Below are 20695 nucleotides of genomic sequence, written 5' to 3' on the forward strand. Positions count from 1 at the left end.
GATGCTTTTTTTACGCATTCTTTTTCGAATGCCTGTGGAAAACCTGTGTATAAATTTGTGGATAAAATTAATTTAAACCTAATCTATTTGTTATTTATTTCACAATTAAAAGTGGTCAATTTATTAGCACCAGAAATTATTGTAGATGAGATTATCTGGTATAATTATAAAAAATGAAAGTGAGGGTGCGAAGTGTTAGCATACTTAAAACGTTCCAAGATGCTCTTTTGGACGCTTGAAATATTGGCTATTGCGCTACTGATTTTAGTTGTGACACAACTGCGCTTTATTTTAGAACCGATTAGTCAATTTATAGGGGCTGTTTTTGTGCCATTGATCATTTCGGGGTTTTTATATTATTTATTGAATCCAATTGTGGTATTTTTAAAAAAGATTCCGTTGGGTAAAGTAAAGCATGTGAGCCGCAGTTGGGCGATTACTATTGTTATGCTATTGTTGGTTGGTATTTTAATTGCATTGCTATTAATGCTATTACCAACATTGGTTGAGCAGATTACCGGACTGATACGTAATATTCCAGGGTTAATTGATACTATTCAACAGCTAGTGAATGAAATTAGTAAAATCAATATTGCAAAAGAGTATGGCATTAAACTAGATTTTAATAAAATACAAGATGAAGTGCAGAAATTTGGTCAAACCGTGGTAGCGGGGATGGCAACTAGTCTGAGTTCGGTAATCGGTAAATTAACTAATGTGACGATTACGGCAATTACAGTACCAGTTATGACGATTTATATGTTAAATGATGGTCATAAACTATCACCGTTTATTCAAAGAGTCTTTCCTAGCAAACAACAAGACCGTATTTCAGATGTGTTAAGTCGTCTAAATCAAACGATTGCCCAATATATTAGTGGGCAAGCAATTGAAATGTTATTTGTTGGTTTCTTTACAACGATTGGTTATTTCATGATTGGTCAAAATTATGCATTGTTGTTAGGTGTGTTTGCAGGTGTAACCAATATTATTCCTTATGTTGGGCCGTATATCGGTCTGATTCCAGCTTTGTTTGTAGCGATTACCTATTCACCACTACAAGCTTTATGGGTAATTATCGTTGTCTTAGTTGTGCAACAGGTGGATAGTAATTTGATTTATCCCAAGATCATGGGAGCTTCATTGAATGTACATCCGCTAACAATTATTATCTTATTATTAGCAGCTGGGAATATTGCGGGAATTGCAGGGATGATTTTAGCAGTACCTTTCTATGCGATTATTCGAACAATAACAGTTTATGCATGGGAGCTTTGGCAGGTACATCAAAATAATGATACCGTATCACAAGAAGATGAATCTGAAATTGATACAACAGTTTAACGCATGACAAAATATAATGAAATTGGCGCTTGTGTGTGGTATATTCCATATACGCAAGGCCTTTTTTATTTGGTATTAATTTTAATGAGGTAAAAGATTATGGCAGATGATTTACATTTAGGACAGATAATCGCAACTAATAACTTATATAAAGAATTAATTGGTGGAAAATTTGGTATTGAATTAGAAGCGCATCGCGTGTCTAAGACAGGACGGTTAAGTAGAATTGATCATTCTGCTAAACTAGGGTCAAGACGTATGCATCCCTATTTACAAACGGATTATAGTGAAACGCAAGCTGAATTGGTGACGGAGCCGGTCAACTCATTTGAAGCAGCGCGCGATCGTCTGTTGCAATTACAGTGGGTTTTACGTCATCATATGACGGACGATGAATCGATTTGGCCTTTAAGCATGCCACCAGAATTAAAACAAGATGATTTACAATGGTTGGACGAAAAATTTGAACGGACCTGGATGCAAGATTATCGTAATTGGTTGATGCATAAATATGGGTCAACACACGAAATAATGACAGGCTTACATTTAAATTATTCGTTACCACAGGATCTATTACAGCATTTATTTAAGGCAAGTGATGCAGTTGATTTTAATGTGTTTAAAGATCAAGTTTATTTTCATTTAGGACAACAAATAGTTGCACATCAATGGTTGTTCAACTATTTGTTTGGCGCCACACCATTTAATTTAAATGATACTGATTCAAGAACGCCACAGTTTAGTCAACCAGTTCGTTCGTTACGGACCAGTGAGTATGGCTTTGTGAATGATCATGGTGAAAAATTAGCGTACGTTGGTGACTATGAAAAATATAAACAGCAAATTGAAAAGCTATTGGCGGAAGGTAAGCTATTTTCGGAACATGAAATTTATGGTCCCGTTCGATTTAAAAAAATAGCAGCCGATAATCCGAGCGTTGACTATTTAGAAATTCGTTTGGTAGACACAAATCCTTTTGATATTGCTGGTATATCAGAAAATGAATTGAATTTGATTCATCTATTATTGATTTATTTTGTCATTAATGATGAACAGTTGCGTGATGAGGTTTTGCAAGGACAAGCTGAAACAGCTAATGAAGTGTCATTGCAAAAACCAACTGATGCCTTACCTAATAAAGATGCAGTCCTTGTGATTATGCAAGAAATTTCGCGGTTGGCCGATCATTTTGGGATGCGGTTTAATGACGGTTTGTCATTAATTACGGACCGCGTGTTAACACCAAGTAAAACGCCAGCAGCCAAGATGCTGGCTGTTGCACCAAATGCGGCAACGATGCAGACTTGGACAACTCAATTGGGCAATGATCGTGCACGTTATTTTAAAGAAAATGAGCAAGTGTTATTTGCCGATTATTTTGGTACCAGTCCATTAAGTGACGTTGTGAAAGATGCTTTGACTGTCGGTGTACGTGTCGTTGAGTATGATGGCAATCAAATTATGTTAAGTGTGGGTGATCATGTTGAACGTGCATCTGAACCTGTTAACATTAATGAACTTTTTCCAGAATTAGCACCCACTAACTTTAAATAAGTGATAAAATAGCAAATACTAGGCTAATAAATATTAATCGCTGGAGGAAGTTAAATATGAGGAGAGAACACCCCTTTGATTTTGAAAAATGGTATCCGTTTTTAGCTGATGCGACAGATAAAGAAGTGTCATGGGTGACAGATGAACATATGACAAAGCATCCGATTTATGATGAACAAATGTTGGCATTAGTGCAAGCGTTTGAATGGTCTGATTTTTATGATCAAAATTATGACCGTACCTTACATCAAAAAGGATTAGATCAACTACGTGAAGAAGAAGTAGATATGATTGCGCGGACAAGTTCTGATTTTAGAGAATTGCGTGCTGTTACTTCAGTTGTTATCCATGGTGAACGTCATCTTGAAGGTATGTGGGCAGCGATGTTGGGGAAAGGTATTTTATATCGCTTATTACAACGGCTGCAGAGTCAAACACCAATGGACTTTCCAGGACCAAATTATTAGGTGAAAATCTATTCTAAAATAACCGTCGGCTTAATAAGTTACGACGGTTATTTTTTGGCATTTAATATTAATTTTGTATGAATACTTTCATAATGCATCATTTATGTTTGAATTAATTAAAAATGATATAACGACTTATTTTTAAATGATTTTTGTATGAAAAAATCAAATGAAATTTTGAAAATTATAAAATTTCTTATATACTAGTTAATATGAAATTTTTAAGTATCGTAAACATGATGTCTTTATGAAAAAGGAAGTGTGAATATGTCACAACAAAAAGGATCCCCGCAGAAACTAGACAGAGGGTTAACTGGTCGTCATGTTGAGATGATCGCCCTAGGTGGAACAATTGGAACCGGTTTGTTCTTGGGAGCAGGTCGTTCAATTAGTGCTGCTGGTCCAGCTATTTTAATTGTTTACGCAATTGTCGGAATGTTTATGTTTTGGATGATGCGAGCATTAGGTGAGCTGTTGCTAACAGATCCTAACCGTGCTACTTTCGTTGGCTTTATTGAAAAGTACGTTGGACCTAAAGCCGGGTTTATCATTGGGTGGACTTATTGGATTGGGTGGATCACGATTGCCATGGCTGAATTGACAGCCGTAGGTACTTATATGTCATTTTGGTTTCCAAATATTCCGATTTGGATATGGGAGTTAATTATTTTGGCCATGTTGTACGGTATCAATATTATTGCCGTGGCAGCCTTTGGTGAAACTGAATTTTGGTTCTCAATGATTAAAATCATCGCCATTATTGTTATGATTGCAACGGGAGTTATTATGATGGTGATGCACACCAAAACATCATCTGGTGTTACTTCAATTAGTAATCTATGGCAGCATGGGTTTGTTGCTGACGGTGGTAGTCATTTATTAGCAGCGTTTCAAATGGTATTTTTTGCTTTCTTAGGAATTGAATTTGTGGGTATGACGGCAGCTGAAGCGCAAGATCCTTATAAAAACATTCCAAAAGCAATTAACTCAATTATTGTTCGTATTTTAATTTTCTATATTGGCGCCTTAATTGCCATTATGAGTATTCAACCATGGACAAATTATCATGCTGGTGAATCACCCTTTGTTCAGGTGTTCGCAGGCATCGGGATTACCGGAGCTGCCGGTATTATTAACTTTGTTGTTTTAACAGCAGCCGCCTCGTCATTAAATAGTGCTATTTTTACAACGGGTCGTATGTTATTCTCGTTATCAAAAGGCAAGGGATATGCTGGTAAAATAAATAAGCGGTACATTCCCAATAATGCGATTAACATTTCAGTATTATTAATTGCATTAGCTGTCGTATTGAACTTTTTTTTCCCAGCAAATGCATTTGATTTGGTGACGTCAATTGCATCAGCAGCATTCGTTGTGATGTATGGTGTGTTAGTTTATGCACACGTTAAGTACCGTAAAACGGATGACTTCAAAAAAGGAAAGCAATTATTCAAGATGCCTGGGGCACCAGTCACAGATTATCTAACAATTGCATTCTTGATTGGTATTTTTTTGATTTTACTATTTACAAAGGACACAATGCCAACAACGGTGTTAGCTATTGTATGGTTTGTAATAATGATTATCTTAAGTTTACGAATAAAAACTAAAAAATAGTGTATTATGAAAGGATAGTTGGATAGGCAACTATCCTTTTTGATTAGGTAATGATAGGAGGCTAATTAACGTGGCAGAAAAATTTATTGAACGACCTTATACACGGACGTTTGCAAAAACAGATTATATTAAACAACAATGGCAAGATATCCCTTATATGGCTGGTGAGCGTCATGATTTAGATATTTATTTACCAAATGAAGGACAGGGACCATTTCCTGTTATTGTGGATGTGTTTGGTGGAGGATTAGTATTTGGCGATAAGAGCTCACATAAACTTGATCCAGCGTTGAAGCTACTAGATCAAGGATATGCAGTTGCAAGTATTTCGTATACATGGATCCAAAACGCAGCATTCCCAACACAAATCTATGAAGTTAAAGCAGCAATTCGCTTCTTACGGGCGCATGCAGCAGAGTATCAATTAGATATGAATCGGGTGGCATTAATGGGTGAGTCGTCTGGTGCACATTTAGCTTTATTGGCAGGAGTAACTGCAACGGCAGATAAAATGTCAAATCGTGAATTTGGTGAAAACGCTGACGAATCTGAAAAGGTAAATGCTATTATTTCTCTCTACGGACCGTATGAATTTGATAAATTTATACCCCAATTTAAAGAGAGCGGTGTGGTGCCAAATTATTCTGAAACTGGAACGGCTGAATCATTTGAAGGTCAAATGTTTAATAAACAAGCACCAAAAGATGTGCCAGATAAGGTTAAAGAATATAATCCAGCAACATATTTTAGCGCAGCAATGCCACCAATTTTAGCTTTTGTGGGTACTGCTGATGTCATTGTCCCATACCAACAGACGGTTAACATGATTGCAGCAGCACGTCAGGTTGTGAGTGATGCTCGTGCTGAAATTCATGTTATTGAAGGTAAAGGACATGGACCAGGTGCTTATATGACGCCAGAAAATACAGAAATTAAAGCTAATTTTTTGCAAAAATGGCTATAAATTGAGGTTAAAGAATGCTAGGTGCTTTTGGTAAAACATTTTTTCGAGCAACACCGCAACAGTTATTTATGCAATTAATGATTGATATTTTGTGGTATTTGATTTTTAAACCCAGTGATTCATTTTCATTATGGGTATATATTATCATTTTACCAGGATTTGATTTAGTATCAGCCATTGGTAGTTTTTGGAATTATGTGAAAGATAACAAGCAACAAACAAAAAAATAATGTTTCACGTGAAACATTCAATTAACAGGCTACTTTTTAACAAAGTGGTCTGTTTTTTTACGCTCAATAATAGAAACTTAACGTTTAATATTTTTTGTTTATAAGTGAATGAATCAATTTAAGATTAATTGATATACGTAAGACGTTAGGGTTTTAGCTAAATTGAAATATTAGGATGATTTTTATTGGACTTTTTGATTTAAGATGTGTCTTTTTATATAACTGATTGCCAAATATCAATGGTTAATGTAATAGGCAACGTCAATGATGGAGGGAAATTGGTGTTAGAGATAATAATATTAGAAGATGGGCAGCAACAACTAACTTGGATATCTAATTTTATTAAGCGATATACGAAATTTGAGGAATTAGCAGTAACCATTAAAATTGCGACACCTGATGCTGAACGAATAAAGAATTTGATTCAAACGAGTTCGCATCAAAATTTGTTGTTTTTTTTATATGTTGCGAATGATGAAGGCGTTAGATTAGGAAAATATATCAGGAAAAAATTACCGGCGGCTAATTTAGTATTTATTGCAGCGTGTGAAGGGCAGTTATCATCAATATTGAAACATCGATTAGCACCGTTAGATTATATTTTTGATTTAACAAATGATGATTTGGTTGAAGAAGCAATCCGTAAAGATATTAATATCGCTTTAAAACGAACCGTCGATCATATGTACAATAATCCAGAGAAATTCGTGTACAAATTACAGAATTGCTATTATGATGTGCCGATGTCTGAAATATTGTATATCGCCTCTAAACCAAATTATGTTAACCGCGTTATTTTGTATACAAAAAACGCAGCGATTGAATTAAATGATTCCTTATCCAATATTGAAAAAAGGCATCCAACATTATTTCGCTCTCATAAAGGTTTTATCGTTAATTTATCTGCCGTTAATTATGTTGATGTCCAAGCTAATCGTATTTACTTTCGTAGTCATGAAGAATTATTTTGCCCAATATCGGTACGAAAAAAACAACGCTTTAAAGAAATCTGGCGACAAGAGAAACTATAAATTAGTAACGAATATTAGTGAAAAATTAACGTTAAATTCTTTTTTATCTGAATTTGTAAATTAAATTTATGATTAAGAGTGTGGAAGGAGGGAATGTAGTATATCGGTATTGTCATGATATATGAAAAAGTAAAATGATATTTTCAAATAAATATAGTCGATTAATACCATTACACTTGTTGTTATTTATTGTTAGTTGTCAGATTCCTGATTTAATTAAAACAGATCAATTTTTGTTGGAAGAAAGTATTCGTACGTACGGTGCTTTGACTATTATTATTTATATGGAAGTTAGGATGTATTGGGAAATAAATAATAGTCTTGGGTAGATAGTGATTGAAACATTTTAAACTTTGGCAGTTAACATTTGTTTTTATTACTATGTATTGTTAGAGATTGTAATTGTCGTATTAAATAGTGATAGAAAGTTAGGAGATAGAATGGAAAATCAATATCAAGTATTAACGATTGATGAAATGTTTTAATTTCAGGAAAAAATAATGATCAAAAACATTGGATACGCACTAATGATAATTGCATTTTTAGCAATACTATCTCCTTTAATTTATATGTCAGATAATATTTTTAAATTTTTAATTATCCAAAGTTATGGACCAATAGTTTTGTTGGGAATAGGATTAGCATTTATTTTGGGAGATAGAATAGGACTAATAGTATAGTACCTGTTGTTGCTGTTAGTTTACTATTTTCTCTATTTGCTGATCTGCTCACTCTCTATCTGCAACCACAAATAAATGCATTAGCACAATATAGTAGTACACAAAATTTAGCTGTGAGCGTTAGTACACCAACGTTAATAGGTATTATTCTGATGTTTATATCTGATTTTTTTGTGACGTATGTTGTTTCATTTTTGTTTATATTTATTGCTAATAGGTTTTATCAACGATACTAATATCATAAAATATTTTGGATGGCTTTATAATTTTTAGCGTGAAATTTTACTTTCGCGCTTTTATTTTGCTTGTCTTGTACTTGAATTCATAATTAATATCAAAACAAAGATAATCACTTGTTATTAACGGAATAATATTTGCTATCTTTAGTAAACATTGCGATACTGAAATATATATTTAATGAAGGAGATGAGTACGCATGCGACAAATACTTGTTGATGTACACCGCCTAACCAAGAAATTTCAGTTGATGCAGTTACAACTATATGTTAAAAGAGGCAATTTAAAGATGGTGGGACCAACCATTACTTATTATGCACTTTTATCATTGGTTCCAATCTTAATGAGTGTAGGGGCAGTTGCGAGTTTAGTTGGTTTAGATTCGCATGATTTAATTTCCTTACTATCACAACAGTTACCTGCAAATATTATGAATGTTTTAGAACCGATTATTCAGTCAGTTTTAAAAGGTGGCGTTGGAATTTTGTCATTTTCAATTGTGACAACCGTGTGGGCAGCTAGTTCTGTTTTAGCAATTATTCGTAAATCATTCAATGCTATTTATGATGTTCCTGAACGAGTTAGTGGATTATTAACTCGTGTTTTTAGCTTTCTATGGTTAGCAGCTATACTACTTTCCGTTGGTTTAGTGATGGTAGTTAGTGCAATTCTGCCTGCAATTATTGCTGCTATTCCAGAAATTGAATGGTTAGAAATTATTACTAAACAACGTTGGCTTATTACATTAGTTGGACTTTGGCTCATTATATGTTTGTTTAATGTTGCAATGCCTGCCAAACGTCTCGCATTAAAGCCATTGATTATTGGTTCGGGTATAGAAGTTGTCTTGATGATCGTTTTAAATTATTCATTTGGTTGGTATGCTCAATTTACCGTTAAAAATGTTGGCTTTTATCAGTCTTTGGGATCGTTGCTTGTGCTAATTGTCTATTTGAATTTAGTCGGGACTATTATGGTAATTGGACAGATTATTATTGCTTGGTTGGAAGGAATTTTTGCAACTAGTTTAAACCCGGTAGATCCAGTACCTGCAGCAGCTAAACGACCTGCTACTAAGCATCGCAAGACCGCCACAACGCAAAATATCACAAAGAAGGGTGAACGTAAGAAATCCCGTCGTTAAGGCATTGATTGTGATTTTAATAACGTTGAAATTAATAGATTGTGAAATGTTTTAGACGCTTTTTTTGAAAAATAGCGTTATAATAGTGGCGTAGAATTGTTGTCGTTTTCATTAAGGGGGATATTATGACATACAAAACCACATATCCATATACTGGGGAAGTTTTGCAGACGTATGATGATGCAACTGCAGCAGATTTAGAACAAGCATTGGCAACAGGTCATGCACTATATAAGACATGGCGTGGTACATCGGTTCGGGAACGTGCCGATGTATTAGCCAAAATTGCTGATGCTATTATTTCGCATAAGGAAGAATTAGTACAAGCAATGACTTATGATATGGGAAAGTTGTTGACTGAAGCTGAAGGTGAAGTTGATTTATGTGCTAGTATTGTTTCGTATTACGCAGAAAAAGGTGAGGAATTCATGGCTGACACGCCATTAGAAACATCTGCAGGTAATGCGCATTATATTAAGCAGTCAACTGGGATTATTGTTGCTGTCGAACCATGGAATTTCCCACTATACCAAGTTGTTCGTGTATTTGCACCAAACTTTATTGTTGGAAATCCAATTATTTTAAAGCATGCTTCAATTTGTCCAAAGTCGGCCCAATTGTTTGCAGATATTGTTTTGGAAGTTGGTGCACCCGAGGGAGCACTCAATAACTTGTTTATTGATTATGACTTGGTTGCTAAGGCTATTCATGATCCACGTGTAGCTGGTGTTTGCTTAACTGGTTCTGAACGAGGTGGTGCAGCTGTTACTAAAGAAGCGGGTGATGCATTAAAGAAGTCAACACTGGAGCTTGGTGGTAATGATGCCTTTATTATTTTAGACGATGCTGATTGGGATGAAGTTAAGGCAGTTGCACCAGGTGCGCGTCTATATAATGCTGGGCAGGTCTGCACGTCATCAAAACGTTTTATTGTGATGGCAGATAAGTATGATGAGTTTATTGATGTGTTAAAGGATGGTTTTTCAAAGGCTAAAGTTGGTGATCCAATGGACCCTGCTACTGATGTGGCACCATTATCATCAAAGAGCGCTCAAGAAAAGTTGCAGAAGCAAGTGCAAACGGCGATTGATGGTGGGGCAACCTTAGTTTATCGTCAAGATCCTGTTGGCGGGGATGGATTCTTCTTTGAACCAACAATTTTGACAGACATTACCAAGGATAATCCCATTTATAACCAAGAGATGTTTGGACCTGTTGCTTCAGTATACAAGGTAAACTCAGAAGAGGAAGCAATTGCCTTGGCTAATGATTCAAGTTATGGTCTTGGTAACACAATCTTCTCAAGTGATATTGACCATGCACAACGCGTAGCAGCTCAAATTGAAACTGGAATGTCATTTATTAATTCAGGTTGGGCATCATTGCCTGAATTACCATTCGGTGGTGTTAAGAACTCAGGTTATGGCCGTGAGTTAAGTGAATTAGGATTGAATGCATTTGTTAATGAGCATTTAATTTTTGAACCAACTAAGTAAAATATACGAAAGAACATGCTCCAATAAAGTTTGGAACATGTTTTTTGTTTGAAAATAATTAGTTACCAAACCATAAATTAGAAAAGAAAGCACTAAGACCAACTCCCTCATTAACGTTGTTAACTTCGGAAATGTCCAATACGATTCTAGTAAGAAAGCTAGGTGTTTGATAATTATGTTCTAATTGATATAAATTAATGTCTGCTTTTAGATCAAGCAAAGCTTTATTGAGATTATGCTCTTTTTTTGCATTAAACTTTAGGAAAATGGTATTTAATTCTGGATTGGATTTTGTTTCTGATGCGTGGGTACTTTTATCGATTAAAGTGAGTAATTCACTAAGAGATTTTTTACTACTCATGAGTATTTTACCTTTCTGAATTAATTACGTTGAAATTATAGCATGTCATATATGTTCGAGGGTTCAATTATATTGAACGTTAAAAAAGGTCCGTCAATCTCACCATTTTGAATGGTAGATTAACGGACCGTAAATATTTTTAACTATTTTGCTGTAATCGCAATTGTATCAGATGCCTTTTGTGCAGCCCATTGTTCATCAAATTGATCGAGTAATTCACGAACTTGGGTTGTATTGGTTGTATCCATCAATGCAACACGTAAATCAGATGCGTATGAGAAGTGACGCACATAAATTTTGAAGAAACGCTTTAACTTTTGGAAGTGCATTGGTCCAAATTCAGCCGTAAATTGATCATATAGATCTAATTGCATACGTAATAAGGTGAGTGTTTCATCCAAAGTGTGCTCTCGAGGCGTAATTTCAAAGGCAAATGGGTTTTCAAAGATACCACGGCCAATCATAATACCATCAATACCAGGGTGTTGACGAACTAATTCAAGACCGGCCTCACGATCTTTAATGTCACCATTAATTTGAATCAAAGTATTAGGGGCAATTTCATCACGTAATTGAAGTAAACGATCAATATATTCATAGTGCGCAGGGACTTTTGACATTTCCTTACGTGTTCGCATGTGGACCGTGAGCAATGGAATATCTTGTTTTAGAAGGAATGGAATCCATTCATCAAAAGTATCGATTTGATTAAAGCCCAGACGTGTTTTAACAGAAACAGTTAAACCGGCCGCCTTAGACGCTGCAATAATGTTTTTGGCATCTTCAAAATGGCGAATTAAATCAGAACCGCCACCATTTTTAACAACAGTTGCAGCAGGGCACCCCATATTTAAGTCAAAGGCTTCATAACCACGTTCTTTTAAATCGTAACCAGCTGCTTCAAAGTCTTCGGGACGGTTACCCCATAGCTGTGCAACAGGCATTTTTTCGGATTCTGCGACAGATAGGCGTCCTTGAACCGTGAACTTAGCTTTTGGATGTGTAATACTACGAGCATTTGTAAATTCTGTAAAGTAAACATCGGGACCACCAGCTTTGGCAACAACACGACGAAAAACTGAATCAGTAACAGCTTCCATTGGCGCCATGGTAAAGAATGGTATTTTTTTAAGACCGGGGACAGCCGGATGCTTTTGAGCATCATCGACGACGTTTTGCCAATAAGGCGATTTTACTTGGACCATTTCAAGTTCCTTTCATTGATAAATATGTATTTTTTCATGTACAAAATTATTTTTTAAAACCCTATCCATATTAGCGATATTTCATAGAATTTTCAAGATATTAACTTGTAAAAAGTACATAATTATTAATTTTGGCATGTGTATGAAACCTTTCTTAGCGTGGCCTTAAAGATTAAGGTGTATAATATGTATTTGTGAATGTATATTTAAGGAGTTTGTTATGAGAATCAAGAAAAATATGGTAGCAGGAATTGTGTTAACCTTAGCACTAGCTTTAGTTGCAAAACTGCTATCACCATTTTTACCAACATTGGGTGCGGAAGCGTTGGCGATGCTAGCAGGAATTGTTTTAGGAAATACTGTATTTGCTAATCAACGCTGGGGTGCTGGTGTTAAATGGGCAGAAAAGTATCCAATTGAGATTGGAATTGCGTTATTAGGGTTAAATGTTACTTTGCAAAATATGGAATCGCTTGGATGGAGTGGCGTTATTTTTATTTTGCTACAAATGGCATTAACGATTCTATTTGTCATGTGGATTGGTGGTCGTGTCTTTAAGGTGTCACCACAATCAGCAATGATGATGGGTGCTGGAAACGCTGTCTGCGGATCTAGTGCGATTGCGTCAGTTGCACCCGCTGTTGGTGCGACCGATGATCAACGACGGACGAGTGTTGCGACTGTTTCGCTAGCAGGAGTCATTTTGTTATTTGTTTTGCCAGTAATTGGACCAGCTATCTTGCCAAATAATATGATGGTTAGTGCTCTGATTGGTGGAATAGTACAATCTGTTGGTCAAGTTGCTGGAACTGCATCTTTGGTTGGTGGCAGTGTTGTGACTTATGCACCAATCTTTAAAATGCTACGTGTGATTATGTTGTCAGTTGTTGTTATTTTCATGGCAAATCATGCATCAAAGCTTTCAAATCTAGCAGCAACAACATCAGCAAAATCATCAAAGAAAACTAAAATTAATATTCCTTGGTTTGTAACTGTATTTATCATTTTTATGTTAATCAATTCATTTGTAACATTACCACATGTTTTAACTAATTCAGCAGAACAAGTCACGAGCTTCTTTGGTGTTGTTAACTTGGCTGGAATCGGCTTGAACCTAAAATGGTCAACCATCAAGTCATCAGGTGCTAAGTTCTTGGGCTATGGATTGGTAACAATTATTTTCCAAGTTGCAATTGCAATCGCACTAATTTATGTTTTAATGGGCTAAATCGTTAAGTTAGCAGATTATCAAAGTTTAACTTTGGTAATCTTTTTTTATGCTGAAAATCAGGGATAGGTTATCGTATCGATTAATTTATTGTTACAATAAGAAAATAGTGGTGTTTATATAGCAGGAATAGGGAACACTAATGATACTGATTGGGGAAGGAGTCAAAACGTGCTATTTACAGATTTAGAAAATTACGTTGTGTTTGACTTGGAAATGAATGGTAGTAATCAAATTATTGAAATTGGTGCACTTAAAATTACAGGAACTAAAAATATTGAGAAGTTTTCCGTAATTGTCAATAATCCACCGATTGGTAGCGCAATGAAATCATTTAAGTATATTACAAAAGCTATGGGAAGTAAGGATGGTTGGATAACGCTAGATATGATTCATCATGGTATTTCAGAGGAACGGGCATTGAGCAGATTTATGCGATTTGTCGGTGATTATGCCGTTGTCGGTCATGCCATTGTTGATGGTGATGTGCAATTAATCAAAGAAGGACTGCAACATAATAACTTAGGTAGGTGGGATACCCGTGGTAAGTTGTACGATACGCAGCAAATTCATGGTGCTATTACGGGCAATCCACAAGATATTTCATTAAAAGATTTGGCAGAGTTATACCAGGTTGATGCAGGTGAACAAAAACACCGCGCGTTGCCTGATTCTAAAGAGACGTTGGCCATTTTTTTAGCAATGAAAAAATCGTGGCGTTAATCATTTAAATTAATTATTCACTCATAAAAAATGAGATGAATTCTTATTTAAAAACTATTGGGTTTTTTGTCTAGATTTGTTAATATAATGTTCTGCTATTTAATAAATTAGTAGGTATTAAATAAGAAACGTACCATTATTATGCAATAATAATGACAACGCGGAGGATACGATTATGTTAATGTACACTAGACCAGCTCAAATGAAGGATTTTCCAGAAATTTGGGCTGCATTCCAAGATGGCGTTGCATACTTGGGAGAGCAAGGTGCATCACAATGGCAAGGTGAGGGTGCACCAAACGAAGATTTATTTAAAAGTGATATTGAACATGGCTGGGGCATTGTTTTAATTTATGATGGTCAAGTTGCAGGATATGGATCACTAGTTCCAGGTCCCGAAGATGAATATGAAATTTTGCAAGGTGAATGGGTTGGCGAAGAGCCTGAGTATGTGGCTATTCACCGTGTCACAATTAATTCAAATATTCGTGGCAAAGGTGTGGGAAAAACTTTGACGCGTGATTTAGTTAATTTAGCACGTGCACGTGGTTACCGCGACATTCGAATTGATACATTCCCAGAAAATATTATCATGCAAAATGTGATTAAAAAAACAGCATTTACATATAGAGGTATGGTGCCATTTGAACATGGTGATCGACTAGGTTATCAATTATTAGTAGATTAGTTTTTCATGAGATTTCTTTCATAAAATGATTGACAATGTTACAAAATGGGATTAACATCAACAAGGTAAACTAAAAAAGGAAGTGTAGATTATGCAAAATCATTTGTCAGTAACACAAGCGTTTAGTCACTTTACGTATTTCGGTTAGTCATCCGAATTATGCGTAAAGTTATTTACGTTGAACATTTGGATGACGGTAAAGGTATCCAAATGTGTGTGAAATCAAGATTAACTTGATATGCATTATCTGCATGTACACGTATTGGATACAATTTTGTTATCCAATACGTGTTTTTTATTATTTTCAGCTATTATTTAGTTTAAGGACAAATTGACGTTAACGTGATCGACACAAAAGGAGTGTGCGTATGGGAATGTGGCAAAGAATGTTTCAAAAAGAATCGTTAAACACTTATATGAGTAGCGACGGTAATTTTGAAAAGACATTAAATGCAAAAGATTTAATGGCATTAGGTATTGGTGCAGTTATCGGATCAGGAATTTTCGTTTTGCCTGGAACTGTTGCGGCAACAACAACTGGGCCAGCAATTATTTTTAGTTTTATTTTAGCAGCACTGGTATCTAGTTTAGTTGCTATGGCCTATTCTGAAATGTCTACGGCAATGCCAGTTGCTGGATCAGCATATTCATACGGAAATGTAATTTTCGGTGAAGTCATCGGTTGGGTTTTAGGTTGGGCTTTAATTTTGGAATACATGCTAAGTGTGTCAGCTGTTTCCACTGGTTGGTCAGCATATTTTGCAAACTTAATATCGCCACTAGTTAAAATTCCAACGGCGTTATCAGGAGCCTACGATCCAGCTAATGGGACGTATGTGAATATCGTTGCTGTGGTCATTGTATTATTAATTGGTTTGTTACTACGCAGTGGTTTACGGCAATCAAAACGTGTTGAAAATGCATTGGTTGTATTAAAGTTGGTTATTATCTTAGCATTTATCATTATCGGTATTTTCTTTATTAAGAGTAGTAATTATCATCCTCTTATTCCAGATCGAATTAATGGTGCATTTGGTTGGCAGGGAATTATTACGGGTACTTCAATGGTTTTCTTTGCTTTCTTAGGTTTTGATGCGTTATCAGCATCAGCAGCCGAAGTAAAAAATCCTAAGCGTAATATGCCAATCGGAATTATCGGTACTCTGATTGTTGCAGCTGTATTATATGGGGTCATGGGATTAGTTCTAACGGGGATGGTTCATTACTCAAAGTTGAATGTTGCTGATCCGGCCGCTTTTGCCTTGCAACAAGTTGGTCAAAATTGGGCATCATTAATTATCACAATTGGAGCACTAATTGGAATGGCAACGATGATGTACACGATGACTTACGCAGCATCGCGTTTGATTTATGCGGTTGGTCGTGATGGCTTATTACCTGGTGGTGTTGGTAAGGTGAACAAGCAAGGTAATCCCAATCGTGCGTTAACTGTCGCAACTATTGTGATTGCAATCTTTAGTGGTTTAGTACCATTGGATAAGCTTGTGGACTTAGTTAATGTTGGGACATTACTGGCATTCGTGGTTGTGTCTATTGGAATTTTGCCATTACGTCATCGACAAGATGTTAACCATGACGGATACAAAATGCCGGGATATCCCATTATGCCCATTGTCTCTGCTTTGTTATCAGGATTTTTGATTACACAATTACATGTTGAAACTTTAATTGCAGCAGGGATTTGGTTTATTATAGGTCTTATTTTGTATATGACATATGGTATTCGTCATTCACGAATGAATAAATAGATAACGTGAATTTTTTGATTCATGCTTTTAAATTTTAAAATGTCGTTGATAATTAAATTACGTTAGGAGCTAATTGGAAGAAAGGATGCAAATTCTTCTATTAGCTCCTAATTTTTTGTATATGATTGTTAATCATAACCTAACTTGTCGATAATGTTGTCGTTGTGCTACTATTGATTGTTAATGGAATTTATAAAATAGGAGTAGGCGTTTTGGAAAAAGAAAAAACGAATAAAGGAATGGTAACGTTTGCGTTATTTATTGCTACTTTTTTAAGTGCAATAGAAGGAACCATCGTTTCGACAGCAATGCCAACGATTGTTGGTGAATTGCAGGGAATTTCACTTATGAATTGGGTATTTTCAATCTTCTTAATGACGAGCACTTTGACAACCCCCATTTATGGTAAATTAGCTGATAATATTGGTCGTAAACCTATTTTTATTAGCGGATTAATCATATTCTTAGCGGGATCAGTATTAAGTGGGTTGTCAGCAAGCATGCCCCAGTTGATTTTTTGGCGTGCAATCCAAGGAATTGGTGCAGGAGCAGTATTACCAATCTCAAATACAATTATTGCGGATATTTATCCACCAGAAAAACGTGCCCAAATTATGGGGATTAATAACTCTGCCTGGGGTATTGCATCAGTCGCAGCACCTTTGTTAGGTGGCCTAATTGTTGATAACTTTAGCTGGCGCTGGATATTCTTTATTAATTTGCCGTTTGGTGTGTTGTCAATGATATTAATTGTTGTGTTCCTAAAAGAAAATGCACGTGCTGGACACAGTCGCTTAGATATTTGGGGAATTGTTTGGTTATCAGTCTCAATATCAGGCTTATTATATGGGGTTGAATTGATTAATAAGACAACCATAAACTGGATGGCTACCGTAGTTGTTTTTGCAGTAGCTATGATTGGTTTGATTTTATTTATTAGACAAGAAAAGCGAGCAGCTGACCCAATTATTTTACTTGATCTATTTAAAAACCCGACATTTGCGATTCAAAACTTTGCCGTGGGGATGATGTCAGTATTTTTGATTGCATTTGATGTTTACATTCCGTCATGGACGCAAGGAATATTGGGATTGCCAGCTACATTAGCCGGATTTGCGACAACGCCCAGCTCATTCTTTTGGATTATAGGTTCATTTTTTGCTGGTAAGATGCTATCAAGGTTAAAACCACAAAAAATCTTGATGATTAGTATGGGATTGTTAGTTGTTGGTGGCACAGTTGTTGCATTGTTACCAGCGAATGTATCATTTTATGTCTTCTTATTCATAGGAATTTTCTTGGGATTAGGCTTTGGTATTACAGTTACCGGATCAACAATCATTTCACAGAGTGTTGTTGCACCAGAACATATTGGGATGGCAACATCATTTAATACATTGATTCGTAGTCTCTCACAAAGTATCTTTATTTCAATTTTTGGTATTGTTATGAATCAATCATTGTTACATGGTATATCACAACATCCAGAAGCACATTTGAATGTTGATATGTTCAATAAAATGATTAATCCACACACGGTTGATGAATTACCTAATAAATTGGTACCAGTGATGCATAATATTTACCATTCTGGGTTACAGAATATCTTTATTATCGCAGTTGTATGTATGGCATTAGCGTTTATTTATAACTTGAAACATCAAGATCAAGGTGTCGTGCAATAATAATATAATAGTTTATGCAAAAAAAGCCGAAGATAACTTTTTATAAAAGTTGTCTTCGGCTTTTCTGTTTTGATTCACGAAAAAAATATTTTATTTCTTAATTGTGGCTAAAAATTTTTCAGTTAAAAATGAACGTAATTTATTGGTATTACCATGTTCAAAAAGTTCTGTATGTTCATCGTTCATAATGATTAAACTGCTAATCATACCAAGTGTATCACCAGTTAACTTATCTATATGTTGAGGTGCTAACATGACAATCATGCGCTTTACAGGAATTTCTTCTTGATCCATCGCCATCATGGTAAACGCTTGACTTAATTCGAATATGGCGCAATAAGGCTTTTTAACACCGACTGTACTAGTATGTAAAATTGCTAAATTGGTATCGGGAATACCAATCGGTGCTAGTTGAACTCTTTCCAGTAAATGATTGATAACATCTTGGTCATCAATAATAAAATCTTGCGGGACATTGGTAATAATTTTATGGGTGATTTCTGCTAATGAATCGTGCAAATTATTCTCAACTTCAGTAACATTAAAAATTTCCACAATCTGATTATACAGATGGATTTCATTTTCTTTTTCACGTAATACGGCTGGTGAAACTGAGAATTTGCTTTCTATTGGCAGCGGTTCTTCTTGAATTACTGAATACTTTTTTAAATAGGTTTGCAACCAATTACGAATCTTAGTCACATCATTTTCCAACAGAAGTAGACTTACGACTTGATAATCTCTTGGAAATTCTGGTAAATCGATGGTTGAAAGAATAATGTCGTAATTACGTTGTTCCAATTTATATAAATCACTAACTTTTGTCGTATCTATTTTTTGAATTTGTGGTATTTCGCGCATTAAACGACTTTTTAAAATTTGAGATGTTGAAAAGCCATTTTCACAGACAATTAATGCACGTAACTGACGTTGATAACCACGATTGGTATATTCATTTGCAAAATATAATAGCAGTAATTGTGACTCAGGTGTCGTTAATTCTTTATCAGGAAAAATTTCTAACCATTTTTCTTGAATGATTTTAAATAGGCGTGAGTATTTATTACTAATTTGTTGTAAAGTTTCAATTTGCACATTAGGTAATAAATCTTGCTCATGTCTAATCATATTTTCGATATGTTTCGATAAACGTTTAAAGAAATAGGGGTTTCGACGGAAATCCCAACCATAAGAAAGCGAAACTAATTCAACTAATTCTCTTACCTGAATCATAACGGAAAAATTATCGGTATCAAATGCTAATGAATGCGTGTTTAAATGTGCATTTTGCAGTTGCTGTGCCAAAAAAATGGCTTCTTTTTGCGTTACTTGTGGTGCGTCATCAACGGGATGCCAATGAAAGTTAGCAAAGAATTTATAAGTCATGCCTAAATACTCTAAATTCTTACCAAGCTTGGGCAATTGGTTAATTTCGTTATGATATGTGAAACGAAAAATCGTAATCGCAAACATCAAAAGCGTGCTAATGCGTTGTCTATCTGAATAAAAATTGATTTGTGGAAAAACATGATTTGCTAAATGGCAATTACATTCAAAAAGCAAATCGTACGGCAACAAAGTCATAAAATAATTTTTTGTCGTCAAATCAGGGTTATTTAAATAGCGCAAAAAAGAGTACCCATTGAGTTCAGTTAATAAAATACCACATAAAACTTGGCGCCGTTTAATTTCGTCACCAACGATTTGAACGCCAACACCCTTCTTTTTTTCAATGACTAAATGATATTCAGATAATGAGTCAGCTAAAGTAAGTAAATCATGCTGGATAGTGCCTTCACTGACATTAAGCTCAGAGGCAATGCTTAATATTTTGGTTGTTTCATTGTTTAGTAATAAATATGCTGCAACAGCATTTTGCCGTTGAGCAGTGGGCATTTCATATACTGAATGTTGATCAATTAGCGAATCTTTTAAAGTGTTTTTATTGTCATCGCTACCTTCTAAAAGATAACGACCATTATAGCTAGTCAGTATCAGATTATTTTGTTCCAAGAACAAACGAATGTTTGAAAATTCACGATAAAGTGTTCTGCGACTCACGTGTAATTGTTTTCCCATTTCTTTTAATGAGATACCAGCTGTCTCATTTAGTAATAGCAACAGAATTTGTTTTTGTCGTACGGAAAATAAAATCATTATTTTTACCTCTTTAAATTGAGAAAACAGATGATGAATGTATGAGGATTAAGGGAGTTTTCATAATTGATAGTCAATTAAAAATGGTAGGGGTCCTTTTTAAAAAGTGAGTGGA

Annotated in this window: 17 protein-coding genes; 14 read left to right on the forward strand and 3 right to left on the reverse strand. The window is 35.2% G+C overall.

What is annotated here, in order from left to right; all coding sequences use genetic code 11:
* Positions 1–192: 192 nt before the first annotated feature.
* The 9 genes from FFM61_RS00685 (at position 193) to FFM61_RS00725 (ending at position 10764) form a co-directional block, all read left to right on the forward strand.
* Positions 193–1344 (forward strand): AI-2E family transporter, encoded by a 1152-nt coding sequence (locus FFM61_RS00685; RefSeq protein ID WP_074426606.1) that lies wholly within the window; start codon positions 193–195, stop codon positions 1342–1344.
* A 99-nt stretch (positions 1345–1443) separates the two neighbouring features.
* Complete coding sequence (locus FFM61_RS00690; protein WP_074426605.1) at positions 1444–2898, forward strand: glutamate--cysteine ligase; 1455 nt, start codon at positions 1444–1446, stop codon at positions 2896–2898.
* Between the two features lie 56 nt (positions 2899–2954).
* Complete coding sequence (locus tag FFM61_RS00695) at positions 2955–3365, forward strand: DUF6508 domain-containing protein (RefSeq protein WP_074426604.1); 411 nt, start codon at positions 2955–2957, stop codon at positions 3363–3365.
* A 267-nt stretch (positions 3366–3632) separates the two neighbouring features.
* Positions 3633–4982 (forward strand): amino acid permease, encoded by a 1350-nt coding sequence (locus tag FFM61_RS00700; protein ID WP_074426603.1) that lies wholly within the window; start codon positions 3633–3635, stop codon positions 4980–4982.
* A gap of 70 nt (positions 4983–5052) precedes the next feature.
* On the forward strand, positions 5053–5946 hold the full coding sequence (locus FFM61_RS00705; RefSeq protein ID WP_074426602.1) for an alpha/beta hydrolase: 894 nt from the start codon (positions 5053–5055) through the stop codon (positions 5944–5946).
* Between the two features lie 14 nt (positions 5947–5960).
* Positions 5961–6176, forward strand: coding sequence for a hypothetical protein (locus FFM61_RS00710; RefSeq protein ID WP_074426601.1), 216 nt, complete (start codon positions 5961–5963; stop codon positions 6174–6176).
* Positions 6177–6457: 281 nt separating this feature from the next.
* Entirely contained in the window at positions 6458–7207 is a 750-nt protein-coding gene (locus FFM61_RS00715; protein ID WP_074426600.1) for a LytR/AlgR family response regulator transcription factor, read from the forward strand.
* A gap of 1116 nt (positions 7208–8323) precedes the next feature.
* Positions 8324–9268, forward strand: coding sequence for a YihY/virulence factor BrkB family protein (locus FFM61_RS00720; RefSeq protein WP_074426597.1), 945 nt, complete (start codon positions 8324–8326; stop codon positions 9266–9268).
* Between the two features lie 125 nt (positions 9269–9393).
* A complete protein-coding gene (locus tag FFM61_RS00725; RefSeq protein ID WP_074426596.1) occupies positions 9394–10764 on the forward strand; it encodes an NAD-dependent succinate-semialdehyde dehydrogenase in 1371 nt (456 codons plus the stop codon).
* Between the two features lie 58 nt (positions 10765–10822).
* Here FFM61_RS00725 and FFM61_RS00730 read toward each other — a convergent pair whose 3' ends face one another.
* Positions 10823–11125: a hypothetical protein gene (locus FFM61_RS00730; protein ID WP_074426595.1), complete on the reverse strand. Its 303-nt coding sequence runs from the start codon at positions 11123–11125 to the stop codon at positions 10823–10825.
* A 143-nt stretch (positions 11126–11268) separates the two neighbouring features.
* Positions 11269–12330 carry a tRNA dihydrouridine synthase gene (locus FFM61_RS00735; protein ID WP_074426594.1) on the reverse strand — a complete coding sequence of 354 codons (1062 nt, stop codon included), beginning with the start codon at positions 12328–12330 and terminating at the stop codon, positions 11269–11271.
* A 220-nt stretch (positions 12331–12550) separates the two neighbouring features.
* Between FFM61_RS00735 and FFM61_RS00740 the strand changes: the two genes are divergently transcribed.
* From FFM61_RS00740 to FFM61_RS00760, 5 genes are all read left to right on the forward strand, one after another.
* Positions 12551–13558, forward strand: a complete 1008-nt coding sequence (locus tag FFM61_RS00740) for a YeiH family protein (RefSeq protein WP_074426593.1) — start codon at positions 12551–12553, stop codon at positions 13556–13558.
* 171 nt (positions 13559–13729) lie between these two features.
* On the forward strand, positions 13730–14281 hold the full coding sequence (locus FFM61_RS00745; protein WP_074426592.1) for a 3'-5' exonuclease: 552 nt from the start codon (positions 13730–13732) through the stop codon (positions 14279–14281).
* Between the two features lie 175 nt (positions 14282–14456).
* Complete coding sequence (locus tag FFM61_RS00750) at positions 14457–14969, forward strand: GNAT family N-acetyltransferase (protein WP_074426591.1); 513 nt, start codon at positions 14457–14459, stop codon at positions 14967–14969.
* Positions 14970–15337: 368 nt separating this feature from the next.
* Positions 15338–16738, forward strand: coding sequence for an APC family permease (locus tag FFM61_RS00755; protein ID WP_074426590.1), 1401 nt, complete (start codon positions 15338–15340; stop codon positions 16736–16738).
* 212 nt (positions 16739–16950) lie between these two features.
* Positions 16951–18423: an MDR family MFS transporter gene (locus tag FFM61_RS00760; RefSeq protein ID WP_074426589.1), complete on the forward strand. Its 1473-nt coding sequence runs from the start codon at positions 16951–16953 to the stop codon at positions 18421–18423.
* A 90-nt stretch (positions 18424–18513) separates the two neighbouring features.
* Here FFM61_RS00760 and FFM61_RS00765 read toward each other — a convergent pair whose 3' ends face one another.
* The gene (locus tag FFM61_RS00765) at positions 18514–20580 is read right to left on the reverse strand and encodes a BglG family transcription antiterminator (protein WP_074426588.1); all 2067 of its coding nucleotides are present in this window, start codon (positions 20578–20580) and stop codon (positions 18514–18516) included.
* Between the last annotated feature and the right edge of the window lie 115 nt (positions 20581–20695).

The sequence above is a fragment of the Weissella hellenica genome (assembly GCF_005405545.1).
In the GTDB taxonomy this organism is placed as follows: Bacteria; Bacillota; Bacilli; order Lactobacillales; family Lactobacillaceae; genus Weissella; species Weissella hellenica.